Genomic DNA, 26,172 nt, shown 5'->3' with positions numbered 1-26,172 from the left:
CAAAATGAGCAATAGAAATAAGCTCCAGAAATTCGCGGAGCTCCTGACTTTCCCCAATGTATACGAGAACTTCAACCCAAAGGAGCCGCAATTGCACGGGCTGAATGGCGCACCCGTCAGCCTGAAGGGGGAGTGGTGTGCCAAACACTTCCAGAATGACAACCCGATTGTGGTAGAGCTCGCCTGCGGGCGGGGAGAGTATACCCTGGGCATGGGCCGAATTAGCCCCAACCGGAATTTTATCGGTGTAGATGTGAAAGGCGCGCGCATTTGGAAGGGAGCTGGCATCGCACTGGAGGAAAAACTCGAAAATGTTGCTTTCCTGCGTACCCGCATTGAGCAACTCGATCTGTTTTTTGAGCCCGGTGAGGTCAGCGAGATCTGGATCACGTTCCCGGACCCTTTCCTGCAAAAGAGCAAGGCTAACCGCCGGCTGACCGCGCCGCGTTTCCTGAATACCTATAAGAAATTGCTGCGCAGAGACGGGCTGATCCACCTCAAGACTGATGAGCCCAACCTGTACGAATATACTCTGGAAACCCTGGAGGAATACCCGGATGCCAGAGTGCTCTACCACAGCGATGATATCTATGCGCTACCCGAACTGCCCATGCCAGAGCTTAGGATTAAGACCTACTATGAACGGATGCACCTGGCGGCTCAAAAAACCATCAAGTACATCCGTTTTAGGCTGGAGCAATAATTACTTACCTGTCAGTTCTTTCAGTTTGTCTTCCAGCTCGTACTCATCGCCGGGCACATAGCCGTTGTGGTTATAGACGATGTTGCCTTCCTTGTCCAGCACAAAAGTCTGGGGGATGGTCTGGAAGTTCAGCGCGTTGCGCAGCTGCTGATTGGGGTCAGAAAGGATGGTGTACGTCCAGCCTTTAGACTCTACCATCGGCTTCACTTTAGCGAGTGCCCGCTGTGTATCAATGGTGACGGCCACAAGTTCGGCATCGTATTCTTCCTGCCAAAATTCATAGAGGTCCGCAATAGCGTCCAGTTCTTTTTTGCAAGGCGAGCACCAGGTGGCCCAAAAGCTGAGAATGGTAATTTTGCCGTCTTCAGCGTACTGCTTGATGTCGAGGGTTTGCCCATCGAGCGTTTTCACCTCAACAGAAGGCAAGCTTTTGCCTTCCTGTGAGAAGGCGGCCGTGCCGAAAATAAACAGTGCTGCAATAGAAAGTAACAAGGCTTTTTTCATGGAGTCCGTAATTTTCAAATTGGTGGTCAAAGATAAAACTTCTGAAGTTAAGAGCATAACCTGCCGGAAGCTTCATATTTGTTAGTCGAATGACTTTTTTTGCATAAAATTTCATTATTCCCTCAATTCGCAGGATTTTTGCTGCCGGTTTTAGGAAACGGTTAGTGCTATCCTGACGTAAAACTACCAAATGGTCACCATCTGGTATATCAATAGCCCGACCTTAACGCAACTTTAGGAATACATACCTCAGTACACAACGAGACGAATGAATTTGTTACAAACTCTACGAAAGATACTCGCAGCCAGCGCCTTGCTCATTTTTGGAATAAACTGCGGCTTTGGTCAAAATGACGGTGGCACGCTTTCCGGTAACCTCCAGGCGAACGGCAACTTCTTTATCCGCGACAGCCTCATTGGCGCGGCTAATACCCCGCAGTACGACCGGCAACTGTACGGAGCTGATGCCTGGCTGAACCTCTCGTACAACAACTGGGGCTTCGACTTCGGGCTGCGCTTCGACCTGTTCAACAACTCCAACCTGCTTAACCCTACCGGTTCCTTTACCGGTGAAGGCATTGGCCGGTGGTACATTCACAAGAAAGTCGACAAGTTCGATATCTCGGTTGGTTACCTCTATGATCAGATCGGCAGCGGTATCATCTTCCGGGCTTTCGAGCAGCGCCCCCTGCTGATTGATAATGCGCTCTACGGTGCCCGCCTGGCCTACGACCTGGGCGAAAACTGGCAAATCAAGGCGTTCACCGGGCGGCAAAAGCAACAGTTTGATATCTACGAGCCGGTGATTAAAGGTGGCGCGATAGACGGCTACCTGAGCTTCGGAGAAGAAGGGAGATTTTGGGCAATAGCACCGGGCCTTGGGGTCGTCAACCGTACTCTCGACGATGCATCCATGAACTCTATTGTGGCTACCGTCAATACCTACACGAAAGAAGATGCCTTTGTGCCCAGGTACAATACTTATGCCTTTTCGGCTTATAACACGCTTTCCGCCGGCCCCTGGACCTGGTATGTGGAGGCCGCCTACAAAACCGAGGATAACCTGAGCGATCCCTTTGGAGAGTTCGTGCTTTCGGATTCCAGCCTGGTGGTTGGAGACAAATTGTACAAGGCACCGGGCACGGTCTTTTACAGCAGCCTGAGTTATGCCAAAAGCGGGCTCGGCATTTCCGTTGAAGGAAAACGCACGGAGAATTTCGACTTCCGGGTACGGCCACAAGAGCAACTCAACCGGGGGCTGGTCAACTTTCTGCCGCCTATGGCACGGGTGAACACCTATCGGATGACCGCACGCTACAACGCCGCTACGCAGTTTTTAGGCGAGATGGCCGTACAAGCGGATATCCGCTACAACTACAAGCGTAAATTCAGCGTAAATGCCAACTTCTCCAACATCACAGACCTGGACAACAACCTGCTGTACCGGGAGCTGTACACCGAGTTTACCTACAAGTACAAGCGGACCTGGCAATTCCTGGCAGGAATGCAGATACAGCGCTACAATCAGGAGGTTTTCGAATTCAAACCCGATGCACCGATTGTGGAAACGGTCACGCCTTATTTTGATATCCTGTATAAGATTTCCCGCCGCAAGTCTATCCGTTTTGAAGGGCAGTACATGATTGCCGGCAAAGACGATAAAGGGGAAGGGCACGACTACGGTAGCTGGCTGTTTGGGCTGGTGGAGTTCAGTGTTGCCCCCAGCTGGACCTTCACCGTTTCTGATATGTTTAATATTGATCCGGGCAAAGCTTCGCCAATTGACGACAGTGGGGAGAAAGCCGCTTTGCACTATCCCCGTTTTGATGTATTTTATACGCACGGGCCCAACCGCTTCTCCCTGAGTTATATCAAACAGGTGGAAGGCGTTGTTTGTACCGGTGGTATTTGCCGGTTGGAGCCTGCCTTCAGTGGCGTGCGGTTCACTGTAAATTCCAATTTCTAAAAACTTAACACATGAGAAAAGTACTTTTCCTGTTCGCAATAATAGCCTTGTCTTCAGCTTGTGAAGAAATCTCACCCGTCATCACCCCCGTCATGGAGGTGGAGAGTATATGTGACGACCCTGCGCCCATCACCGATCAGCAAAGGCAAGTCCTGGTAGAAGAATTCACAGGCGTACGCTGCGTCAACTGCCCGGCGGGAAGTGCCGCACTTGAAGAGCTGATCGGGCAGCACGGCGATCAATTGGTTGCGGTATCTATTCATGCCGGTTCTTTTGCACCGCCTTACCCGGAGAGTTTCGATACTTTGCGTACGGCCAAAGGGGAAGAAATCCTAAGCTTCGTAGGAGAGCCCCTTGGGTATCCCACCGCAGTGGTCAACCGCAAGAAATTTCCCGGTGGCTTCAATCTACAGTTGCCCCGTAATGGGTGGCCGGGCGCTATCGAACAGGAGTTGCAGGAAGACCCGCGCGTCCTGATTGACATCAAAAATAACTACGACGAAGCTACTCGCGAACTGGAAACCTGCGTTACCCTGCAGATGATGGACGACCTTAGCGCTGAAGAGTCGGTTTTCCTGACCGTAATGCTCCTGGAAAATAATGTGGTCGACCTTCAGCTTACCCCGGAAAGCTCAGAGCCTGACCCCAATTACGTGCACAAGCATGTTTTCAGAGACGTGCTTACCAGCGCAGCGGGCAATCTTATTCAGGATGCGGTCACTGCGGGCAGTTTCGTGCAGCAATCTTTTGCCATTACCCTTAAGGAAAAATACAAAGCGGACGATTGCTCGATTATCGCTTTTGTCCATTTGGGCGGTGATACGAAGGTGGTCTTGCAGGCGGAAAAGGAAAGTTGGTAGGCATCCTGTAGATTACCATCAAACTTGTCTTTGTCTAACCACACCCTCTTGGCTGCCTGATGAGTCCCCTGTAGCGGGTTAGCCATTTGAACGGACTCGGCGTTAGAAAAACCTAAAAAAGACCGATGACAACTCCGCCTATTCAAAGCCTGCACTCATAACCGCCAGGAACTTATTTTTTCATGACAGAAAGTACAACCTTATCTTGCGGGTTACGGGTATCCCATGCTTGTAACCAGTATACTCCAGCGGGCAAATGCTGTAGGGATAACTCAGCGGTTGAAGGCTCACTTATGACCCGTTCGGCACTCACATTCTGACCTAAAATATTGTACAATGCAAGCCGCAGGCTTTTCTCAGTATTGAGTTCGACCTTCACAAACAAAACTTCCTCAACCGGATTAGGATAAATGCTAATGGTCTCCTGATCGAGCGAAATAGTACTGACTACAGTATGATTATAGACTTCTGACATGGGGGAGTCGCAACTACCTGATGTTGCTTGCACCGTATAAAAACCACTTTCCAATGCCGTGTAAAATTGTTCTGTTGCCCCAGGTATCGGTTCACCATTGAAGAACCATTGATTCCCGGTTCCCCAAGTGGAAGCCAATATATTCCCATTCACCTGGATGGATGGCTGAGGTGGGCTAAAAAGTACGTCTATGTACACATTTTCAGATGGATGGCTGAAGCAGCTTAATTGCTGTGCGACTTGCACGGTGTATTGACCAGCTTCACTAACGGTGATCGTCTGAGTGGTGTCTCCCGTTGCCCATAGGTAATAAGTATATCCATCTGATGCAGTGAGCTGAGTCGTTTCTCCCTGACAGATTTCCGAATCGCCAATGATAAACACTTCCGGCTGAGGAGGGATAGAATCCGGCAAGTAAGCAACGGTGAAGGTATCAGAGGGTGGCCCCAGGCAACCAATACCCTCCAGGCCTCTTACAAAATAGTCTCCCGGAGCCGAAACCGTTAGTGTTCTAATCGTATCTCCTGTAGACCAGATATACTCATCGATCCCCGAAGGACCTCCGGCAAACAGATCTATGGTTTCTCCCAGGCAAAGTGGCAAATCACCAAATGCACTGATTACAGGAGCATCAGGCTGAGGTGAAAATCCAACAAAGATGTCTTCCGAGGCCTGGCTCAGGCATCCGGTTGAATCCGATACGGCGTAGTTGAATAACCCAAAAGAAGTCACTTCCAAAGTTTGCCCTCTACTCCCATTTGACCAATAATAGTTTTCATAACCCTCAGGTGCACTGATGGTAACAGTATCACCTGTACAGCCTCCGTACTCTTCCGCTTCCAAATCCACTACAGTCTCAATTAAAGGCTCACAGGTTTGCGTTATGAATATATCGAACGCTGTATTAAATGCAAGCTTTCCCGTACCCCAATTGATCAGGCTTCGGACTACATGATCAGAAAAATCAACAATTTCAAAAGTGCTGGCTAGCGTGTAGGTTTCACCGCTGAATTTATAAATATATAGTCTCGAATCCGATAAAGACCGGTCGGCGATATATATGTAGTTTGAATCTGGATCTGGCTCTACCCTTGGGGCATAGCGATCTGGTAGCTGAAGTGTAGCTGAAAGCTGGGGTTGATCGTTGGAAACGTCGACAATATGACCACCATCAGAGTAAAGAACGGAACCTTTAGCTTCTATTTCAACACCAAATCCGTTCACGATGTCAGCGTAATTTCCAATTTGTACGACTCCTTCCTCCGTTGCCTCCAGCTCAACCAAATCAAAACCTGTGTTGCTGTTATTGTATCCAAAAATCCTGTTCTCCGGGCTGGTTACCGTTAAAGCGTTACTGCCAATATAGCTGTATGAACCTGCCCGGAGAACACCGTTGTCGTATATTCCGATGCCTTCACTGCTGCTAAAAACGCTCTTGTGGATCACCATCAACGCTTGTGGATCACCAGGAAGGACCAGCATTTCATCTGCAAATAAAGGTTCGTTATCAGAATTGAAGCCCAGGCTTATCGTTAAATCAACAGATAAACTCGTTAAATCAACACGCTTGATCAGAGAGGTTCCATCGAAACCGACATACAAGTACTGATCGTCGGGCGATAATGCCAGTACCGAAGGTTCACTACCGATAAAAAAGCAGGTATCAACGGTGGCAAAATGAGGATTGATAACACACAAGCTGTTACCAACCTCAGCGTCACCAGGTGTTACCGCATAAATCCTGTCTTGAGAGCTGACATAACAAATGTCATTGTTAGGAAGGTTTAGCCTTTTGTATTCCTGAGCAGATAAAGCGGAGACAGCAATCAAGAATACGAATATCAAATGGGTCACTTTCATGGCTGTAAATTTTGCTATTGCCGAATTTATTTGACCAATCCCTGATTTTACCCTTTCTTTTCAAGAAAACAAATCAACAATATCGATAAAGAGGGCCTATGACACCTGGAATACATTTTTCAAGGCTTTACTACCTTACTTCCTTTAAAATAGCTTCTTCTAGTCCCCTTGGTTCTTTGGATTATACAGCTGCCGGATTTTTGCCTTGCCTATCCCGAACGGTAGCAGATAGCGCATCATATCCAATTTGCTGAACAATACAACTGCTGGCTTATGCTACGCTAAAATTCAGTTTACCCCACCTTCCGGTAATTCACCACCGCCAACCCATTCACCGCCAGCGCGTAGCCACCCATCACCGCAATGTGCTGACGGATGTCCCAGACATCACTCCCCTTCAGCAGCACCAGCCGCATCACATCCACGAAGTAGGCCACCGGATTGATGCGGGTGATGTCCTGCGCCCAGGGCGGCATACTCTCGATGGGCGTAAACAGGCCACTCATCAGGATGAAAATGATGAGGAAAAACCAGGCGATGAACATGGCTTGCTGCTGCGTCTCCGTGATGGTACTGATGAGCAGCCCGAAGCCGAGGACGACAAGCAGGTACAAGCCAGCAAAGCCAAAGATCAGCCACAGGCTGCCCACGAAGGAGATATGGAAGACCAGCTTGCCCACCACCAGCCCGATCGCCAGCTCCACCAGCGCAATAATCCAAAATGGCAGTAGCTTGCCAATGATAAACTCGTGCTTGCGGATGGGGCTCACATTGATCTGCTCAATGGTGCCGATCTCCTTTTCCTTCACGATGTTCATGCCCGCCAGGAACATGCCCACAAGTGTTACGAGGATCACCAAAATACCGGGCACCATAAAGGTTTGGTAATTCTGCTCTGGGTTAAACCAGTTGGCGGTCTCGATTTGTAGGGCCGCCGGCTGTGCGATGCCACCCCCATGATTTTGCCGAAAGGCCGCATTGAAATCCCGGATAATCGCATTAGCATAAGCCGAAGACAGCCCGGCTTTCACCCCGTTGATAGCATCTACCGCCACCTGTAGCTGACTCCTGCCATCGCGCAGCAGCTGCCGCTGAAAGTCAGGGGGTATTTCCAGATAGAGATCGGCATCACCCTGCTGTATCTCATTCAAAGCGACCTTGCCCGAAGCGGAGGTGCCCGTAAGGATGAAGTGCTGGGAAGCCTCAAATTGCCCTGCGAGCTGCCGGGATGCCTGCGAGTGGTCCAGGTCGACGATATGCAGCTTGACGTTGTCTACCTCGTAGTCGGCGGCAAAGGCCAGCACCAGCAGCTGAATGATAGGCATGAGGAAAATAAGCGGCAGCATCACCCGGTGGCGAAAGATTTGCCGGAACTCCTTCTGTACGATGTAGGGAACGGTTTTCATGCTAGCCGGATGTTGAAGCTGCGCACGCTCAGCGCAATGAAAAATACGGTCATGCCCAGCAGGATGAGCGTCTCCTGCCAGACCAATTCTATACCGCCGCCTTTGAGCATCACGTCTTTCAGGATGATGATGAACCACTTGGCCGGAATGATATTGCTGACCATTTGCAGCGGGAACGGCATCGACTCGATCGGGAAGATGAAACCGGACAGCAAAATCGTCGGCAGCATGAGCACCATCAGGCTGAAGAGCATGGCTACCTGTTGGCTGTCGGTACGGGTGGAAATGAGGATGCCGAGCGACAGGGCCGTGAGCACAAACAAAAAGCACTCCAGCCAGAGCAGGGCATAATTGCCCCGTATCGGCATGCCGAAGACTTCCGTGCCCAGCAGCAGGATCACTGCCGTATTCGCCAGCGCCAGGAGAATGTACGGAATGACCTTGCCGATCACAATCAACGGAGGCGGCAAAGGCGAGGCGAGCAATACTTCCATCGTCCCCACTTCCTTTTCCCGGGTAATGGCGATGGAGGTCATCATAGCAGAGACCAGCATGAGGATGACCGTCATCACGCCAGGCACAAACATAAATACGCTCTTGAGCCCGGCGTTGTACAGCATGCGCACTTCGGTCTGTATGGCCATGGGGGGCTGTTGGAGGGGCTGTTGTTCCTGCAGGAAATCTCCAATGATGGCACTTGCATAGTTGGCGAGGGTTGTAGCCGTATTCGGGTCCGTACCATCAGCGATGAGCTGTAGGCTACCGGGCATCCCACGCGCGGTTTCTTCTCCAAACTCCGGGGGCAGTACCACCGCCATTTTGATATGGCCTGCCCGGAAAGCCGCTTCGATCTCCTGTGTACTGCGCAGGGGCAGTGCCAGCGTGAAGTATTCGGAAGCGCTCAGGCGCTGCGTCAGGCGCTGGCTTTGGTCATTCTGCGCATAGTCGAGCACGCCGATGTCTGCATTTTTAATCTCGTTGCTGATGGCAAAGCCAAAGAGCAGCACGAGCACGGCGGGCATTCCCAGTAAGATGACTAGTGTACGCCGGTCGCGCAGGATGTGGTAAAACTCCTTGCGGATGAAAATGGCTAATTTTTTATTGAGCCCCATTGTTTAAAGTTTTAGTTTATCCCACAGTAGAGCGGGAAGCTCCCCGACAGGATGGCAGCGGTATCCGGTATTCAAACATCCGGCCGTGTCAGCTGCAAAAAGACCTCATTCATCGTCTGTACTCCGAAGGAGGCTTTCATGGCGTGCGGGGTGTCAAGGGAGGCAATCCGCCCCTCCACCATGATAGATACCCGGTTGCAATACTCCGCCTCGTCCATGTAGTGCGTAGTGACGAAGACCGTCATGCCCGCATCCGCAGCTTTGTAAATCATTTCCCAAAACTGCCGCCGGGTCACCGGGTCCACTCCGCCGGTCGGCTCATCGAGGAAGACGATGGCAGGGCGGTGCAAAATAGCAATCGAAAACGCCAGCTTTTGCCGCCACCCCAGTGGAATACCAGACACGAGGCTATTGGCAAATTCTGACATACCCAGCTCTTCGATCAGGCGGTCCGTCTCTTGCTTTACCTGTTTGCGGGGCAGGCCGTAGATGCCGCCATAGAAGCGGATATTTTCCCGCACCTTTAGGTCTTCGTAAAGCGAAAATCTCTGGCTCATGTAGCCAATTCGGCGCTTGATCTGCTCGGTCTCGCGGTAGACATCGTAGCCAGCTACGGTAGCCTGTCCTTCGGTGGGGCGCGACAAGCCGGTGAGCATGCGCATAGCCGTGGTTTTACCAGCGCCATTAGCGCCCAGGAAACCGAAGATTTCTCCTTTCTCCACCTCAAAGGAAATGGCGTCCACAGCGGTGAAATCACCAAAGCGCTTGGTCAGATTATGGGCAGTGATGGCGTGGTTCATGATAAACTCTTTTCCATAAACAAATCTTCAATGGTCGGCTCAACTGGCCTGATTTCCACCCCGCTATGCCCCTTATCGATTAAATAACCGTGGATGAGCTCCGGCCATACCGGCGATTTCAGGCTGAGGTGCACATATTCACCGAAGGGGAATACAGTGTGCGCAGGCTCAAACTCCCGCAGGTCCTGAATCAACTTATAGAGGTGATCAGCTTTTACTGCGAGCAACGGCTTGTCGTAGCCGGCCACGATGCGTTCGGGCGTATCTACCTGCAAAATCTCCCCTTCCTGAATCAGGGCCACGCGGTCGCACAGGCTCGCTTCGTCCATGTAGGGCGTGGAAACAAGGATGGTGATGTTCTTGGCTTTGAGCCGCTTGAGCATTTCCCAAAACTCTTGCCGGGAGACGGGGTCGACTCCGGTGGTGGGCTCGTCGAGTAGCAATATGGTCGGTTTGTGTATCAATGCGCAGCAGAGGGCCAGCTTTTGTTTCATCCCTCCTGAAAGCTTGCCCGCACGCCGGCCTTTAAACGGCTCCAATTGTACGTAGATATCACGAATAAGCTCATAGTTTTCTGCTATAGTCGTACCGAAGATGGTGGCGAAAAACTTTAGGTTCTCCTCCACGGTCAGGTCTTGATACAGGGAAAAGCGCCCCGGCATATACCCAACACTACGGCGGATAGCCCGGTAGTCTGCAACCACGTCCTTGCCGTCAAGCCGGGCGGCCCCTTCGTCTGCCAGCAGCAGGGTAGCCAAGATGCGGATGAGCGTGGTTTTGCCCGCCCCGTCTGGCCCGATGAGCCCGAAAAGCTCGCCCGGCTGCACCTGCAGGCTGATGCCGCGCAGGGCAGCGGTATTACCGTAGAATTTTCTGAGATTTTCCACTTGGATCATAAGCGTTGGATTAGGCACATTAGACTTGATGCGTCGGGCATCAAGTCTATTATTCAAATACGACTTCGCCCGGCATGCCCATTTTAAGGGTACCGTCATTCTTTACTTTTACCTTGAAGGCGTAGACCAGGTTCACCCGCTCCTCTTTGGTCTGCACGGTTTTAGGCGTGAATTCCGCTTCATCGGCAATCCAACTGATGGTACCCGAAAGGCGGCGGTTGCTTACCGCATCTTCGTCCACCAATACCGTTACCTCCTGACCGAGCTTAAGCTGTGGCAACTGCGCACCGCTGACGTAAGCCCGTAGTTCCAATTCGCTGAGCGGAGCGATGGTGTACAGGGGTTTTCCCGCAGCCGTCATCTCGTAAGGTTCGGCGAGCTGCAAGAGTACCGTGCCCGATACCGGGTTGTAGAGGTAACAACGGCGGATTTGCTCTTCCACCACTTCAATTTGTGCCTCTATCGGGGCAATTTCCGACAAGATGCCCCGGTTGGCGGTTTTGTTTTGGGCCCGGATGGCAGCGATTTCTTTATCAATCACTTCCAACTGCCCCTGCAGGTCATCGAGTTGCTTGGCGGGCGCCGCTTTATCGACGATCAGAGCTTTCAGCCGGCGTTCTTCGCGCAGCAGGTTTTGCTTGCGCTCCTGCAGTACGCGCACCTGAGGCTCTGCATCCTGGGTTTTGCCAGTCACCGCATGGATATTAGCCCTGAGCTGTTGACGTTGCAGGTGGAGAAGGGTCGTATCGACCAGCCCAACGAGTGCGCCCGCTTTGAGCTGCTGCCCTTCAGCAGCATTAAAAGCCACGAGTTTCCCATTGGCTTCCGCCGAAACGATCACCTCCCGGGCCTCAAACTTGCCGTAGGCATCCGAAGAAGGCCCGGCTTCCTGACAGGCTGTAAGGGGTAATAAAAACAGCAGGGGTATCATTATTTTGGTATCCATATTTAGCGTATTCCTTTGAGGGTGAGTAATTGAATGTACAGTTGCTGCTGTTGCAGGCGATAGCGTTCCACATTGAGTTGCGCCTGACGCACCGCAGCCGATTGAGTGATGTAGTCGGCCGCCACGGCAGTGCCTTCCCTGAGCTGCGCATCAATTTGCTGCAGCACTTCTTCCTGTAATTGGGTGATTGCCCGGCCCCTTTCGATTTGCTGGTCGAGGGTAGCCATCTCCGTGCGGATCTGCACTTCCTGCTGCTCAATTTGAGTGGTAAATGCGGCGCGCTGCTGCCCGATCATTTCTTTTTGGAGGCTCAGCAACTGCCGGCTGCGGCCGGCTTTGCCCCAGTCCACAAAGTTCCAGGTGAAACGGACCCCGCCCATCGCAAAGGGACTCAGGCTGTTGTCGAAAAAATTGAGTGGATTTGGCGCACCTATCCCGGCCTGCAGAAAGGCACCGACAATAGGCTTTTGACCTGCTTCAATGCCCGACAGGCCCGACATGACCTGCTGTTGCTGTTGCGCGAAGAGCAATAGCTCCGGGCGTTGCAGCTCCGCCTGTAACAACTCCGCTTCCTGTTCAGGCAGCTCAAATTGTATTTCGTTGGGTACAGCCCGGCCCAGCAGCACCGAGAGCCCCTCGCACAATGCCCTGACCTGGCCTTGCACTTGCGCAACTTCTGAGTCCAGCCGCAGTGCTTCCGCTTCAAGCCGTTTGAGCTCGCCCGGTAGCAATACCCCATGCTCTACCCCCGACTGTACCTGTGCGGTGCGGCTCTGCAGCTGTTCGGTACTGCTTTCCAGAATACGCAATCGTTCCCGATGTAGGAGGATACCAAAGACATACTGATTGACCCGGGCTTTGAGCCCTTCCAAATCTACCTGGAGCTGCGCCTCTGAAACGGCCAGCCGGGCCCGCTCTTCCTCCTGCCTGGCATCAATGCGCCCCCCATCGTACAAGTTGTACTGCACGTCGGCCGTAGTTTGGAAGCGGTATAGCGGCAGGTCAAGTGCAGCTCCACCCGGTACCGGCAGCTCGAAGGGGAATTCCACCACCTCGCTCTGCAGGCTAGCCTGCGCATTCCAGCTGATCTGTGGCAACCGGGCCTTGTCAATTCCTTCCTGTCGGAGGGCACTTGCCGAGCGTAGTAAGCCACCCTGTGCGGTGAGCGGATAAGCCTGCTCCGCCAGTTGATAGGCTTGCTCCAGGCTCAGCGGCTCCTGAGCCCAGCCCGGCAGAACAAACAACAAGCATAAAAAGGGTACATATCTCATATTCTTTTTTTTAGCCATTTGGGTAAATTAAGTGCAAAAAAAATCACGCCTTTCGGATCGATCTGATGACAAATGCCGCCACTTCCCGTTTGCGGGCTTCCATCATCTCATCATACGTTGCCTGGTCAATCTGCATCATGCCCTGAAACATCGGCCGGGCCAGAAAAGGGAATACACAAAGGGAAAGCAGATTCATGACCAGGCCCACAGGATTGACAGGTTGTATATTCCCTGCCGCCACCTCCTGCTGTACCTGCATGATAAACGGCAAAGGGTTGGGCTTTGCCTGCCGGCTGAGGAGCTCCTGTGCAAAGGCTTCCCCCTTTTGGTTGAGCTCACTGATGACGAAGCCTGGCATTTCGGGGTTTTGCATTAGCAAGCTGATGTAGCGGTCGACAAACTGCTCGATTTTTTCAAAAAGCGGTATTTCTGCCTCAAACACCTGATTGATACCTGCCGAAAACTTGGCGAAAGCCTCATCAAAAACCGCCCGGAACAGCTTATTTTTACTGCGGTAGTAGTAGTGCAGCAAGCCCTTGTTGATCTCGGCCCGGTCGGCAATTTCCTGCATTCGGGCAGCGGCAAAGCCTTTAGTCATGAAGACCTCCCTTGCCGCTTCCAGTATTTTTTGCTCAGTACTTGGCTCCATTTTTACCTGGTTGGGTAATTTTCAACAAACTTACCTATTTGGGTAATATAGTGCAAGCTTTACGGCAACCTTTTTCCGGAAAAAGTCCTTCTAGTTAGGAAACTAATGATCACAGATTGGCAATAAGCAGGTCTATTCCTACCTTTGCGCCATAATTGAATGCCGCATGAAACAACTGCAACACCTCATTAATACAGCCTGGGAAGACCGCTCCCAGCTCAGCGAAAAGCCCGTTCAGGAAGCCATTGAGCACGTGATGGCGCAGCTCGACCGGGGCAAGCTCCGCGTTGCTGAGCCTACAGAAGACGGTAACTGGAAAGTAAATGAATGGGTCAAAAAAGCCGTCGTGCTTTATTTCCCACTTGCCAAAATGGAGACCATCGAAGTGGGGCCATTTGAATTCCACGATAAAATTCCGCTCAAAAAGAACTACAAAGCACAAGGCGTGCGCGTGGTGCCTCATGCTATTGCCCGCTACGGTGCTTACCTGGAAGAAGGCGTCATCATGATGCCGAGCTACGTCAACCTCGGTGCCTGGGTAGGCAGCGGCACGATGGTAGATACCTGGGCAACTGTGGGCTCCTGCGCGCAAATTGGCCGTAATGTGCACCTGAGCGGCGGTGTGGGGATTGGTGGCGTACTGGAGCCCCTGCAAGCCACGCCAACGATTATCGAAGATAACTGCTTTATCGGTTCCCGAAGTATCGTGGTGGAAGGCGTGCGCGTGGAGCGGGAAGCCGTGCTCGGCGCCAACGTTGTGCTGACACAGTCTACCCGGATCATCGACGTAACAGGCAAGGAGCCCGTGACTTATAAAGGCCGGGTGCCGGCACGTTCTGTGGTCATTCCGGGTACTTACCCCAAGGAGTTCCCGGCGGGCACTTATCAGGTAGCCTGTGCGTTGATCATCGGGCAACGCAAGCCAAGTACCGACATGAAGACCAGCCTTAATGATGCGCTTCGCGAGTTCAACGTAGCGGTATAGGCACTATGAAGTGGCTATTTGATTTATTCTGGAAAAAAGAGACCATACCTGCGGATCCTATGAAGTATCTGATTGCGGGCCTCGGCAATATTGGGGCGAAATACGACAACACCCGGCACAACATCGGCTTCGACGTAGTGGATGCCCTGGCAGAAAAGCACGGGGGCGAGTGGGCGACTGAAAAGCTGGGCGATGTGGCAACGATCAAGCAGCGGGGGCGCACCTTCGTTTTGCTCAAGCCCTCCACCTACATGAACCGCAGCGGCAAAGCGGTCCACTATTGGATGCAAAAGGAGAAGATCGACAAGAACCGCCTGTTAGTGGTGATCGACGATCTGAACCTCGACTTTGGCAAAATACGCCTGCGCGGAAAGGGCAGCGACGGCGGGCACAACGGGCTGAAAGATATCGATCAGGTGACGGGGGGAAATAACTATGCCCGCCTGCGCATCGGCATTGGCAATGATTACCATCAGGGGCAGCAGGTCGATTACGTGCTGGGCGAATGGTCTTCTGAGCAGCAGGCAGAACTGCCCAACATCATCAAGCGGGCAGCAGAGGGCTGTATTGCATTTGGCACGATTGGGCTGCAGCATGCGATGAGCCAGTATAACGGATAATCAGCGTGGCCTTGCAGTCTGGCCAACAGGTGCGGATGCCTTACCTCAGATTTGATGCTGTACCGAATTTTGCTTTTGAATGGTAAACACCATCGCAATACCCCTGCCATCTAGGCCGGGACGCTCGATACGGATATTACCGCCCATTTTTTGTACCAGCTTTTTGACAATAGACAAGCCCAGTCCACTACCTGTATACTGCTCCCGGTCGTTCAGGCGTTTGAACATTTTGAATACGTACTCGTCATACTCCTTTGGGATGCCAATACCGTTGTCTTCCATCCGAAAAGTGTAGTGCGTGGTACTTTCCGTACAGCTTAGCTGAACCACAGCCTCTTCGTTTTCATTGTATTTCCAGGCGTTCTCCAACAAGTTTTTCAGTACAATTTTCAAGGGCTTCTCTGGCACATAAAGCGCATGATCCTCAAAAGCTAGCGTACCATTTTTCTCTCTGATCAGCGAATCCAAATCTGTTTTGATGGTGCCTATGATTTCGCCCAGCCCTACATTGGTGTATTGCCTGTGGAGCTCATCCAGTTGAGTAAAGCTGTAGACATCTTTGATGAGTTCATCAAGCTGAAGCGCTCCTCTGGAAATGTACTGCAGGAATTCTTCAATATTCTCGGTCTCCCCTTTTTGGAGGCGCCGCTGAATGAGCGTGGCGAAGCGGCTGATATTTCGCACAGGCTCCTTCATATCATGCGAAGTGATGTAGGCGAACTGCCGGAGTTCCTGATTGGCCAGCTGAAGTTGTTCGTTGGAATTCCGGAGCTCCCGGGTACGGGCACTGACTTCTGTTTCCAGGCGCTTATTGCTTTGCGACTTAAGGCGGTAGAGAAAAAACAGGGCGGCCAGCAAGCCCAGGGCCAGCAGCCACAAACCCATGTACTGATTGCTCAGTTTATTCTGAATGTGCAGTTTTTCCTGCAGGCGGGCATTTGATCTTTTATGCTCCGCTACGTCGAATTGTGTTTGTAAAAAAGTGATCTGACGGGAGCGATCGATGCTGAGCAGAGAGTCGCTGAGGGATTTGAAAGCTTTGTGGTACTGCAGTGCTTTGGCCATATTGCCTTTTTTTTCATAGAGTGTGGCAAGGGTTTCAAGCACTTCGTTTTGTCCTTCAGAAACCCCAATTTCGGTATACAGCTCCAGTGCCTTCAACAATTCGGGCGCTGCCTTGTCCAAAAGCCCTTCTGTAAAATAGGCATACCCTATACATTTGCAGCAATGCGCCTGCCCGTAGGTATCCCCGAACTTTGTATATTCTTTCAGCCCGCGGCTGCAGTAATACAACGCACTGTCTGCCTGCTCCAACTTGGCAAAAGACCACCCCATATTGATTTCAGCTGAAAACCTCGCATAGCTTATTCCTTTTTCTTCTGCGTATTGTTTGCCTTCCCGAAAGACATGTAATGCCTGCTCGTGCTTATCTTGTAGTTGAAGCCCGATACCACGGTGAATATGCCCAAATGCGACCCCATTGGGCCGGTTGAGAGAATCCAACACTGCAATAGAGATGCGATATAGAGAGTCCGTATCCTTAAATTCCCGTAGATTAGTCAGTACATCTGCCAACAGAATCTTAATATCAAATTCCATCACCCGGTCATAGTCTTTTCGGTTGGCATCGAGTGCGCCCAGCAAGGCTTCGTAGGCCTGATTGTATTCCCCCTGCAGCAAAAAGATATAACCCCGGGACCGCAACCCCCAGGCTTGCTCCTTATGGTTTTCCTGCCACGAATACAGATACATCAGAGAGTCATTGTACAATAATCCCTGGTCTAGCTGCCCCTGATAAAGATAAGCTTGTTGTAAGAACTTGTAAGCTTTTGCCCGGCTCGTGTCCCGGTCCTTTCCTGACAACTCCAGTACCCGCCGGGTAAGAGCTATAGCTTCCTTACTATTGGTGCGGAGTTGAAGTTCTGCAGCTTCAAACAAGAGGTTGATCCGTTCTTCTTCTGAGCCGGCCTGTTCCAATTTTACCTCCAGTGAATCAGAAGCAGGGACTGCCCCAAATACTACTCCCCCCGAGCCTTGCAATAAGACCAGAAACAATAGTATATACTTCTTGGCAAGGAGGTACTGTTTCATCCTATCAATCATTACGCATTTTGAGCTGTTGCCTGACTCATGCCGGCAATTGTCAAAAAAAAGCACACCGCCTTATTTGCCTGTGCTATAGTGAACAATGCTCACTACAGAAATTAAAGCAAATATCGTGTCCTCTATGCTTCGCTTTACTGAAAAATGGATTGAAAATAGGTTGGGAGTATTTTCACTATGGCTTTTTTGCAGCCATCAGAACTTAAAAAAGACGGCTGCTTCATAAGCACTTCTCAAGATACAAAATATTAAATCGAAAGTTTCTCAAAAACAAGCAAATTGATTCTCAAAAATGCAAAAATCCGGTGATTTCACACCTCTTTTAACCTGATAATCTTCACCGGGCAGTTGTCGGCAGCGCGGGCATTAGCATCGTACTCCAGCCAGTTGACCTCCTTAAGGTAGTACTGCCCCCGCTGCCGGCTCTTGCGTAGGTAGCTCTTGCCATCTGTTTTGGAGATGACCCAGTGTTCGGGCGCTGCCTCTATGCAGGCATTGCACCCAATGCATTTGTGCCGCAGGAAGCTAATTTGTATTTGGCTCAACTTTGTACAATTTATCGGATGGGCGGATTTTTTCACCAACCGGCATAGAGAAGTGTGCCCCCCGCCGGGTTATAGCCTGCACGGGCTGCTCTTCCAGGTGCAGGGAGGTGACTTTGGTGCGCAGATAACCAGTAGTAGGGCCTGTGATGATCACCTCGTCGCCCAACTGCAAATCACCAGATTGCAGCTTGAATTCACCGATGCCAATACCGCTAAAGTATTTGATACCCGTACCCAGGAAGACTTTGCGTTCTTTGGCCACAGAGCCCGGTGCATCCGTCCATTCGCCCATCTTCTGCCCCAGATAGTAGCCGCCCCAGAAGCCCCGGTTGTAAACCTGTTCGAGGCGCTCCATCCATGCATCTACTTTTGTGCTGCTGAAGGTGCCGTCCTGTATAGCGTCCAGCGCTTCCCTGTAGCAACGGGTCACTTCGTACACGTATTCCGGTCCTTTGCTGCGCCCTTCTATTTTGAAAACACCTACGCCTGCCTCTGCCAGCTTATCGAGAAAACCGATGGTATTCAGATCTTTGGGCGACATGATGTATTCGTTATCGATGAGCAGCTCGTGCCCTTCTTCATCCTTTACGATATACGTGCGGCGGCAGTTTTGCTTGCAGGCACCCCGGTTGGCAGAGGAGTTGTGGGTGTGCAAGCTGAGGTAACATTTGCCGGAAACGGCCATGCAAAGCGCACCATGCACAAAGGCCTCGATTTTTACCGGCTGCCCGGAAGGCCCGCAAATATTCTGCTGTTCAATGGCCCGGCAAATGTGCGCAACCTGAGACAACGTCAGCTCACGGGAAAGCACCATGACCTCTGCAAACTGCGCGTAAAATTTGACAGCCTCCACATTAGTGATATTGGCCTGAGTAGACAGATGGACATCCACGCCCAGCTCGCGGGCATACTGCATTACGCCCGGTTCCATAGCGATGACGGCGTCGATCAGATGCTCGGCTGCGGCGGCTACGATACGGCGCATCATCGGCAGATCGTGGTCGTAGAGTACGGTATTGAGCGTGATATAGGAACGCACCCCGGCAGCCCGGCACAGGCGGCTCACCTCCGGCAGGTCTTCCAGCGTAAAGTTGTTGGCAGAGCGGGCACGCATATTCAGCTGCTCCACCCCGAAGTAAACCGCATCTGCGCCAGCGTCTATCGCAGCAGTCAGGCTCTCAAAAGCCCCGGCGGGGGCCAGCAATTCCAGTTTTTGCATTCTCCGGTAGCATTTTCAGCCAGTAAAGATCGGGGGGAACTGCCGGACAGCAAGTGACATTTGTCATGCACAACAGACCGATATTAACCTTGTATTAAGCAACTAGCGGGCGCTAAATCTGTATCATGAAGCAGAAGCTCCTATATTTGTACTATGATATCAAATCGCACTTATGATTAGAGCCTTTTGGGTAAGTATGGTTTTGCTGCTTGTGGCGGGTTGTAAAAACGACCTTGCAGAAATCGAAGCGCTCAACGAACAGCTGCGCATCGATGTGGAAACAGCTAAGGAGGTGGAGATCCTCTACAGCGACTCGGCACAGGTACGCGTGCGGGTCACTGGCCCGACAATGCTCTACCACCTCGACCGTGCAGAGCCGGAGCAGGAGTTCCCTGACGGTGTTAATGTGGAGTTTTTTGGGCCAGACGGGGAAGTAACCAGCCAACTGACAGCCCTGTATGGATTGCGGCGGCAGAACAAAAAAGAAGTGGTGGTGCGCGACAGCGTGGTGTGGAAAAGTGTGGAAGGCGACACCCTGGAGACCGAGGAACTGTTTTGGGACGAACGCCGGGAGAAAATTTACTCCAACAAATTTGTCGTCATCACCCGCCCGGACGAAGTCATTTATGGGCATGGCTTTGAAGCCAATCAGGATTTTTCCTACTCCCGTATCAATGCTATAGAAGGCCGTATCAAGGTGGATAACCCCGAAAAACAGGATAATCCATAATGCTGCTTGCGCTGATCATATTATCCCTGGTGCTATCAGCCCTTTTTTCAGGTACTGAAATTGCCTTCGTTTCTGCGAACAAGCTGCGGGTAGAGCTCAAGAAAAAGAAGAACGCCCGCCGGGGCCGGATCCTCTCCAGGTTTTACGATGACCCGGCCAGCTTTCTGGGCACGATGCTGGTAGGCAACAACATCGCGCTTGTGCTCTTCACCACTTTAATGACCAAGCTTATCGAGCCTTACCTGCTGGATTGGCTCCCTTTTCTTAATGAGCGGCATCTGATGTTATTACTGCTGGAGACCCTGATCATTACCGTTGTCGTACTCATTTTCGGGGAGTTTTTGCCCAAAACCCTTTTCCGGCTTTTTGCAGATCAGGTGCTCTACTTCCTCGCGGTACCCCTGCAATTGCTCAAGTGGCTGTTGCTCGCGCCCTCCTGGCTAATGACCAAACTCTCCAACCAACTGCTGCGCCTGCTGCGCACTCCAGAGGAGCAGGTTGACCGTGCCTTTACCCGCCTGGACCTGGAGCATTTCATACAAGGGGCACAGGGAGATGAAGAAGAGGACATTGACAAGGAGCTCTTTGGCAAAGCACTAAACCTGAGGGGTGTACGCGTACGCGAGTGCATGATCCCCCGCCCTGAAATTGAAAATATTGACGTTTCGGCCACCGTGGAAGAGCTGGAGCAGCTCTTTCGCGAGACCAAGCTTTCCCGTATTATTGTGACCAATCAGGATATTGACAACGTGCTGGGGTATGTGCACCATCAGCAACTTCTCAAACGGCCGAAATCCGTTAGCCGGGTGATTATGGATTTGCCCTATGTACCGGAGGCAATGCCCGTAGCTGATCTGCTGAGCCGTTTTATACGCGACCGCATCAATATCGCTATGGTAGTGGATGAATTCGGGGGGATTTCCGGGCTCATAACCATGGAGGATATCCTGGAAGAGCTTTTTGGCGAGATTGAAGACGAGCACGATCAGGAAGAGCATGTGGAGCGGGTCATTGAGGAAGGGCAGGAGTACATCTTCTCCGGCCGCCTGGAAGTGGACTACCTGAACGAGAAATACGCTTTGGATTTGCCGGAAGGCGACTACCACACCTTGTCCGGTTATATTGTCACACAGACAGGTACGATACCAGAGCAGAATGCAGAGCTGTGCTTTAGCGGCTACAAGTTTGTACTGGAGCTGGTGAGCGATACCAAGATCGAAACCATCCGGATGATCCGGGAAGAACCTTTATCTTTGGATTAAGAGCGTGTTTGGACTTTAGTAATCGGTCTGCAAACTACACTTTTTTGCTTATACTTCGTCCCGAAAATCCTTCCCGCAAACTGCGGGACAGGCTATTTAGCTAAGGCTAAACTCCGGTTTTCGTACCTCGTCTAACCAAAAAACTGTTAGTTTTCGACTAGAAGACAAAAGTCCCAACACGCTCTAAAAACAAGTGCAGCTATGATCACGCCGCCCACCTTTGCGTTTTTGCGGGAGCTAAAAGCCAACAATAACCGGGATTGGTTCAATACACACAAACCCCGTTACCAAACCGCGCACAAGGAATTTAAAGCTTTTGCCAATACTCTGCAGGACGAGGTCTCTCACCACGACGAAATCGAAAACCTCAAGCTGTTCCGCATCTACCGCGATGTCCGGTTCTCTAAGGACAAATCGCCCTACAAGCCCCACTTCAGCGGGGGTATGGTGCGGGCTACCAAATGGCGGCGGGGCGGCTACTACTTCCACCTTTCACCCGGCGGCTCTTTTGCGGGTGGTGGCTTCTGGGGCCCCAATACCGATGACCTTAAGCGCATCCGGACCGAAATTGCCCATCATGCTGAAGATATGCGCGAAGTGCTTCAACACCCGGATATTCAAACCCATTTCAATGGGCTGGAAGGCGATCAGCTGAAGACAGCACCCCGGGGCTTCCCAAAAGACCACCCAGCCATTGACCTGCTGCGGTACAAGCAGTTTTTGCTCACCCATACCTTTACCGATGAGGAAGTCATGGCTGCAGGGTTCGTTCAAAAGCTCAGCGGGGTATTCAAAGCCATGCGCCCTTTCTTCGATTACATGAGCGAGGTGCTGACAACGGATGAGAATGGGGTGCCGATTGAATAATTTTCAAAAAAATTCACTTTCTCACTCACCTTTTTCTATGGCCAACCGATAGTATAGGTAAAACAGCCACCTATGCCAATCAGTGCTAACAGTACGGACGAAGAGCTGCGGCAAGCCTGCCTGAAGGGCGACCGGCGGGCGCAGCAAGCGTTGTACCAAAAGTACTATGGCAAGCTATTGGGTATCCCCATGCGCTATACAGGCAACCGTGCAGAAGCTAAAGATTTGCTCAATCAGGCATTCCTTCAGATTTTCCGGAGCCTGCCAGACTACACCGATTCCGGCAGCTTTGCGGGGTGGATGTCTACCATTACCTTCCGGGTGACGATGGACCACCTGCGCATGGAGCAACGCTACCGGGAGCGCTACCGTATGGAAGTGCCAGAGCGGGCCGCCATTGACAGCCGTATTGAGGGACAGCTTGAGGCAGCCGATATCTTCCGCTGCATACAACAACTGCCCGATTACCTGAGGGTAGTATTCAGCCTGTACGTCATAGATGGCTACCAACACAAAGACATTGCAGCCATGATCGGCATCACTACCGATACCAGTAAATGGCGCCTGCGCAAGGCGCGTCAACTGCTGCAGGCTGCGCTGGAACAAGATTATTTAAACAACGATCAGTCGGCATGAAAGACGAAGCACAACAACCTTGGGAAGCAGAAGTGCGCCGGGTGGTCGAGACGCACGGGTTTGAGTATGACCCGGCAGCCTGGGCGGGTATGGAGCTGCTCCTGGACAGCACTCCGACTGCCGCAGGTAACAAGGCTGGAAATTGGTGGGCGAGTGCCTGGAAATGGCTGCTGCCGGCCGGCTTGATACTGGCAGGGGGGATGTGGTGGATGTTGAGCCGACCGGCGCCGCCTTCATTGCAGGGTAGCTTGCCGGTAAGCACCGGAAAGGAGGACATTCAGCCTGATAAAGACAGGGAGAACGATTCAACCCTTTCAGAAATACCGGAGCGGGAAAACAACCTCAATCCGGTCATAACTTACATAGCCCCAGTTCGGACCATCCCGGTTACACCCTTTCGTATCGTAGCTAACTATGACCCTGGCTTGCCTGCAGTAAAACGGGTACTTCCTCCGGAACTCCCATTGTTACCCGCACGGCAGCTGCCAAAAGTTCTGATGCCAACGACCGTAAAGCAAGAGCCCATGGAAGTTGGGTTCAAAAGAAAGCGCAACCGAAAAGCCCTGTTCCCGGAAATTTTTGAAAGCTACTAGTGCGACTAGACCGAATTAATTGATAGTATTTCCACGCTTAAGCCTTCTCGGGTGCGTGGCCTTTAACTGTCAAAAATTTACGGCTCAATCCACTAGTACACTGTGTATTAAGTTAGTGAGTATTTTGAACGAGGGTATTTTTGTCTCAATCAAGGCGCTGCGGAGCCTCGTAGCCTAAGCTACGAAGGCGAGCACGCAACGATGAGTGAGGGAAAAAGAGCCCTTCAAAATGCTTAAAAATTTATTACACAGTGTACTAGTATCCCGTACTAAACATGACCTGAAATGAAAAGATACCAATTGCTGTTTTACTTCTTTCTATTATCCGGGATCGGTTTCAGCCAGGAAGCAGCCCTATCCCGCTGGACAGTAGGGCTGGAAACCGGGCTCAACTTCAGGGTAAGCTGCCCGGAATGCCCCCACTTTAGCAATGATCATCTTGGAGATGCAGTACCCGTTGCGGCACGCACCTCCTACCGGTTATTGTCGTGGCTAAGCATGGAGGGCGCTTTTAGCTATCAGACTGCCCGGTACAGCCAACTGGCTGGGCTCAATTCGGGGGTGGGCGTTTATGACCTGGAGTTTCGTCTGCCAGCATTGCACCTGACCGCAGGGCCAAGGCTTCAGGTACGGATAGGGCAGGGGGACCTGGGGCTGGAATACCGCATGGGATTACTTACTTACACTCAATCGGTGCAAGTACATGACAACACAGGGTACGCACAACGCTTCAGCTACGACTGGCAAACCGCTATTGCAGAAGCCTGGCGCCTAAGCTATACCTACTGGCCTACCGCCCGCATTGCGGTATCCTTCAACTATGAGTTGTTCACTTCCCGGAGTGGTGAATACCTGAATCTGGACGCCCGGTCAGCCGAACGCTTGCTTGACAGCCCCGCTCTGCAAGGCGCACTTCAGCCCCCCACAGATACATTTTGGTTCGACAATTTTCATTTTTCTAACCTCCTGATAGGGATTCACTATCGGCTGTAAAACCGTGAATGATGGAAAAACATCTATTCCTGCTGTCCGTAATATGGAGCTTTATTCTGCCTAATTCCAGCTTTGCCCAAAAAGAACCTAGTGCAGGGCTGCGCCTTCAGGTACATGCTCCGGTGGTCCATTGGCTGCAATTTGGGCAAGGCTCAGGAGCTGCAGCGTGGGTGGCACTTCCACTTTCCACCCAAAGCAGTCTAGAGTTTTCGCTGGGCTACCAGCATTTCAGTGGTTATCAGCGTGGCTTGGTCACGATCAATGAAATCATTAACCCTTATGAATACTGGCGTCATACCGAAAGTTTGGAACTTAACGGCATGACATTCTTCTCAGCGACTTTAAGCCATGAGTATCGGCTTACTGATAGCCGATGGTCGGTTGGGACGGGTATTCGTTTTTCCAGGCTAATTAGCTCAGAAGGTTATCAGCAAAGCCATGAGCGGTACCGCGTTTATCGAATCTCGACAGATCCGTTCGCGAACTCTCTGAATGTTGATATAGACCAAAATTATCAAACCAGAGCTCGGACCGGTTTCGCCTACACCCTAAATGAGGAGCAGCTGAATCTTTACGACTTGGGGCTGACTATTGCACTAAGGTATAGGCTTATCAAAGGCTTAGTGGCAGAGACCCGTATTTACCAAGGTTTGCTCAACCGATGGAGTAACAATTATAATGATCTGGAGGCGCTGCACATCACCTCATTCTCCCTAGGTCTTTCTGCCCGCATTTTTTAAATCTTAGCACAATGAAACAAATAATACTATTCCTGTCGGTTCTATTTATCGTTTCCTGCCAGAAACCCACGGTGGAGGTCCGGGTTGCTCAGCAGAAAGCTCCCTTTTATTTCCGGTTTGAAGTCAAGGATACGATATTCAAAGACTATCAATATGTGGATTATACGCTGGGAGATTCCATATGGGTATCCGACTTCCGTGATACCGGCTACCATTACCTCACCTGGCGCAATGAACTTGAAGATATCAACGGCATCTACTATTTTCAAACGGGATTATCGGATATGCGTTTCGGGTCGCCGCTTACCGAAAGTATTTTCGGGTTTGGCTTTTCAATCCCCGGTTTAGAGCTAGGTAAAATTCCGACCCAGGGAATGATTGAGGACTTTTTCTATCCGGGCCGTAGCATCCCCTTTGGCTTGGGAGCTGAAAAAGTGAACGCCATGTTGAGGTTACAGATTGGTAACCCTGCCTTTCTTCTTTCTTCCCAAACAGTATTTCTCTATGAACCTTACGGCGAGCTGAACATCAAAAAGATAGAGGAATACACAATGCAGTATCGTAGTTCACCTGAAGAAGTGCTCAGAGGCAAACGCATTACCTGCACCTTTGAAGGGGGCATTGGGGTATACGCACCTCAACCATCTGTAGATGCTGTTTCGTATACCGATGTTGTCATTGATTTACGAAACGGGGAAGCCGTATTCTTCATGCCATACGAGTAGTCCACCTCCATCAGATGCACACCATAAAACCAAGAGTTATGACAAGACTATTTCTAATTACAGTACTACTTGCTCTGCAAGCATTTGGGTTGTTTGCCCAGCCTATTTCCTTCGGGCTAACCCCAAGGCTGGTCGCACCCATCGTAACCGACGCTAAAATCGGTCAGGGCTGGGCGGCAGAAGCCTGGTCCAAAGTCGAAATCGGCCCCGGCAACGGGGTAAAGTTGAAATTGGGCTACCAGCAAATTGGTGATTATAACAGCGCGGTGGAAACGAAGCGCACCTATATTTTTCCTGACCGTACTGTCAGACAAACAGAGTCCGCAAGAATAAAGGGGCTGGAGACCTGGTATGTGGACCTCTCTTTCTGGCAGTATACCTGGGACATCAAAAGCCCCTGGTCCTTTGAACTGGGAGCACGGTACAGTTTTTCCGCCCAGGCCCGGGGACCATATGAATTAAGGCAATCCCTGGGCTTTGGATCAGGGCGGTTCAGCAGCGGAGGCTTTGGTGAAGAGATGCTCAGGGGGCATGACTTCGGGCTCCACCTTTCCGGCGCATTTGAGCTCTTCGATGGATGCTGGCTGGAAGCACAAGCTTATCAGGGGCTGCTCAATCAATGGAAGGATTTTGAAGATTTCGAAGGCCCCACTGTTTACGTCACTACGCTATCTGTCGGGCTGGCTTTCCGGCTGTTCTAAATCAA

The 26,172-nt window shown here is 51.3% G+C and carries 26 protein-coding genes; 14 read left to right on the top strand and 12 right to left on the bottom strand.

What is annotated here, in order from left to right:
- Positions 1 to 4: 4 nt before the first annotated feature.
- Positions 5 to 703: a tRNA (guanosine(46)-N7)-methyltransferase TrmB gene (trmB, locus tag RIC19_RS15820; RefSeq protein WP_350179312.1), complete on the top strand. Its 699-nt coding sequence runs from the start codon at positions 5 to 7 to the stop codon at positions 701 to 703.
- Here trmB and RIC19_RS15815 read toward each other — a convergent pair whose 3' ends face one another.
- A complete protein-coding gene (locus RIC19_RS15815) occupies positions 704 to 1,207 on the bottom strand; it encodes a TlpA family protein disulfide reductase (protein ID WP_350179311.1) in 504 nt (167 codons plus the stop codon).
- Between the two features lie 268 nt (positions 1,208 to 1,475).
- Here RIC19_RS15815 and RIC19_RS15810 point away from each other — a divergent pair, with 268 nt between their 5' ends.
- Positions 1,476 to 3,173 (top strand): DUF6029 family protein, encoded by a 1,698-nt coding sequence (locus tag RIC19_RS15810; protein ID WP_350179310.1) that lies wholly within the window; start codon positions 1,476 to 1,478, stop codon positions 3,171 to 3,173.
- An 11-nt stretch (positions 3,174 to 3,184) separates the two neighbouring features.
- The gene (locus RIC19_RS15805) at positions 3,185 to 4,033 is read left to right on the top strand and encodes an Omp28 family outer membrane lipoprotein (RefSeq protein ID WP_350179309.1); all 849 of its coding nucleotides are present in this window, start codon (positions 3,185 to 3,187) and stop codon (positions 4,031 to 4,033) included.
- 172 nt (positions 4,034 to 4,205) lie between these two features.
- Here RIC19_RS15805 and RIC19_RS15800 read toward each other — a convergent pair whose 3' ends face one another.
- From RIC19_RS15800 to RIC19_RS15765, 8 genes are all read right to left on the bottom strand, one after another.
- Positions 4,206 to 6,368 carry a T9SS type A sorting domain-containing protein gene (locus RIC19_RS15800; protein ID WP_350179308.1) on the bottom strand — a complete coding sequence of 721 codons (2,163 nt, stop codon included), beginning with the start codon at positions 6,366 to 6,368 and terminating at the stop codon, positions 4,206 to 4,208.
- 293 nt (positions 6,369 to 6,661) lie between these two features.
- The gene (locus RIC19_RS15795) at positions 6,662 to 7,774 is read right to left on the bottom strand and encodes an ABC transporter permease (protein WP_350179307.1); all 1,113 of its coding nucleotides are present in this window, start codon (positions 7,772 to 7,774) and stop codon (positions 6,662 to 6,664) included.
- A complete protein-coding gene (locus RIC19_RS15790; protein ID WP_350179306.1) occupies positions 7,771 to 8,886 on the bottom strand; it encodes an ABC transporter permease in 1,116 nt (371 codons plus the stop codon). The genes RIC19_RS15795 and RIC19_RS15790 overlap by 4 nt, the downstream gene beginning before the upstream one ends.
- A gap of 71 nt (positions 8,887 to 8,957) precedes the next feature.
- Entirely contained in the window at positions 8,958 to 9,686 is a 729-nt protein-coding gene (locus RIC19_RS15785) for an ABC transporter ATP-binding protein (protein ID WP_350179305.1), read from the bottom strand.
- Entirely contained in the window at positions 9,683 to 10,582 is a 900-nt protein-coding gene (locus RIC19_RS15780) for an ABC transporter ATP-binding protein (protein ID WP_350179326.1), read from the bottom strand. Before RIC19_RS15780 ends, RIC19_RS15785 begins: the two co-directional genes overlap by 4 nt.
- Positions 10,583 to 10,631: 49 nt before the next feature.
- Positions 10,632 to 11,528, bottom strand: coding sequence for an HlyD family secretion protein (locus tag RIC19_RS15775; RefSeq protein WP_350179304.1), 897 nt, complete (start codon positions 11,526 to 11,528; stop codon positions 10,632 to 10,634).
- Between the two features lie 2 nt (positions 11,529 to 11,530).
- Complete coding sequence (locus tag RIC19_RS15770) at positions 11,531 to 12,799, bottom strand: TolC family protein (protein WP_350179303.1); 1,269 nt, start codon at positions 12,797 to 12,799, stop codon at positions 11,531 to 11,533.
- 43 nt (positions 12,800 to 12,842) lie between these two features.
- Positions 12,843 to 13,448: a TetR/AcrR family transcriptional regulator gene (locus tag RIC19_RS15765; protein ID WP_350179302.1), complete on the bottom strand. Its 606-nt coding sequence runs from the start codon at positions 13,446 to 13,448 to the stop codon at positions 12,843 to 12,845.
- A 166-nt stretch (positions 13,449 to 13,614) separates the two neighbouring features.
- On the opposite strand from RIC19_RS15765, the gene RIC19_RS15760 reads away from it, so the two are divergent.
- On the top strand, positions 13,615 to 14,433 hold the full coding sequence (locus tag RIC19_RS15760) for a 2,3,4,5-tetrahydropyridine-2,6-dicarboxylate N-succinyltransferase (RefSeq protein WP_350179301.1): 819 nt from the start codon (positions 13,615 to 13,617) through the stop codon (positions 14,431 to 14,433).
- A 59-nt stretch (positions 14,434 to 14,492) separates the two neighbouring features.
- Positions 14,493 to 15,053 (top strand): aminoacyl-tRNA hydrolase, encoded by a 561-nt coding sequence (gene pth, locus RIC19_RS15755; protein ID WP_350179300.1) that lies wholly within the window; start codon positions 14,493 to 14,495, stop codon positions 15,051 to 15,053.
- A 45-nt stretch (positions 15,054 to 15,098) separates the two neighbouring features.
- On the opposite strand, the gene RIC19_RS15750 is transcribed toward pth, so the two are convergent.
- From RIC19_RS15750 to RIC19_RS15740, 3 genes are all read right to left on the bottom strand, one after another.
- Positions 15,099 to 17,144 (bottom strand): ATP-binding protein, encoded by a 2,046-nt coding sequence (locus RIC19_RS15750; RefSeq protein ID WP_350179299.1) that lies wholly within the window; start codon positions 17,142 to 17,144, stop codon positions 15,099 to 15,101.
- Positions 17,145 to 17,467: 323 nt separating this feature from the next.
- Positions 17,468 to 17,701 (bottom strand): ferredoxin, encoded by a 234-nt coding sequence (locus RIC19_RS15745; RefSeq protein ID WP_350179298.1) that lies wholly within the window; start codon positions 17,699 to 17,701, stop codon positions 17,468 to 17,470.
- Positions 17,682 to 18,920 (bottom strand): peptidase U32 family protein, encoded by a 1,239-nt coding sequence (locus RIC19_RS15740; protein ID WP_350179297.1) that lies wholly within the window; start codon positions 18,918 to 18,920, stop codon positions 17,682 to 17,684. Before RIC19_RS15740 ends, RIC19_RS15745 begins: the two co-directional genes overlap by 20 nt.
- Before the next feature lie 172 nt (positions 18,921 to 19,092).
- Between RIC19_RS15740 and lptC the strand changes: the two genes are divergently transcribed.
- From lptC to RIC19_RS15695, 9 genes are all read left to right on the top strand, one after another.
- A complete protein-coding gene (gene lptC / locus RIC19_RS15735; RefSeq protein ID WP_350179296.1) occupies positions 19,093 to 19,650 on the top strand; it encodes an LPS export ABC transporter periplasmic protein LptC in 558 nt (185 codons plus the stop codon).
- Positions 19,650 to 20,912: a hemolysin family protein gene (locus tag RIC19_RS15730; protein WP_350179295.1), complete on the top strand. Its 1,263-nt coding sequence runs from the start codon at positions 19,650 to 19,652 to the stop codon at positions 20,910 to 20,912. The genes lptC and RIC19_RS15730 overlap by 1 nt, the downstream gene beginning before the upstream one ends.
- Before the next feature lie 201 nt (positions 20,913 to 21,113).
- On the top strand, positions 21,114 to 21,779 hold the full coding sequence (locus RIC19_RS15725; protein ID WP_350179294.1) for a DUF2461 domain-containing protein: 666 nt from the start codon (positions 21,114 to 21,116) through the stop codon (positions 21,777 to 21,779).
- 72 nt (positions 21,780 to 21,851) lie between these two features.
- Positions 21,852 to 22,415, top strand: a complete 564-nt coding sequence (locus RIC19_RS15720) for an RNA polymerase sigma factor (protein ID WP_350179293.1) — start codon at positions 21,852 to 21,854, stop codon at positions 22,413 to 22,415.
- Positions 22,412 to 23,008: a hypothetical protein gene (locus RIC19_RS15715; RefSeq protein WP_350179292.1), complete on the top strand. Its 597-nt coding sequence runs from the start codon at positions 22,412 to 22,414 to the stop codon at positions 23,006 to 23,008. The genes RIC19_RS15720 and RIC19_RS15715 overlap by 4 nt, the downstream gene beginning before the upstream one ends.
- Before the next feature lie 285 nt (positions 23,009 to 23,293).
- Positions 23,294 to 24,001 carry a hypothetical protein gene (locus tag RIC19_RS15710; RefSeq protein ID WP_350179291.1) on the top strand — a complete coding sequence of 236 codons (708 nt, stop codon included), beginning with the start codon at positions 23,294 to 23,296 and terminating at the stop codon, positions 23,999 to 24,001.
- Between the two features lie 11 nt (positions 24,002 to 24,012).
- Positions 24,013 to 24,741: a hypothetical protein gene (locus RIC19_RS15705; protein WP_350179290.1), complete on the top strand. Its 729-nt coding sequence runs from the start codon at positions 24,013 to 24,015 to the stop codon at positions 24,739 to 24,741.
- 11 nt (positions 24,742 to 24,752) lie between these two features.
- Positions 24,753 to 25,466, top strand: a complete 714-nt coding sequence (locus tag RIC19_RS15700; RefSeq protein WP_350179289.1) for a hypothetical protein — start codon at positions 24,753 to 24,755, stop codon at positions 25,464 to 25,466.
- Positions 25,467 to 25,504: 38 nt separating this feature from the next.
- On the top strand, positions 25,505 to 26,167 hold the full coding sequence (locus tag RIC19_RS15695; protein ID WP_350179288.1) for a hypothetical protein: 663 nt from the start codon (positions 25,505 to 25,507) through the stop codon (positions 26,165 to 26,167).
- Positions 26,168 to 26,172 lie beyond the last annotated feature (5 nt).

The sequence above is a fragment of the Phaeodactylibacter sp. genome (assembly GCF_040219495.1).
In the GTDB taxonomy this organism is placed as follows: domain Bacteria; phylum Bacteroidota; class Bacteroidia; order Chitinophagales; family Saprospiraceae; genus Phaeodactylibacter.
The sequence above is the reverse complement of the archived record's forward strand: the minus strand, read 5'-3'. Positions and strand labels throughout refer to the sequence as shown.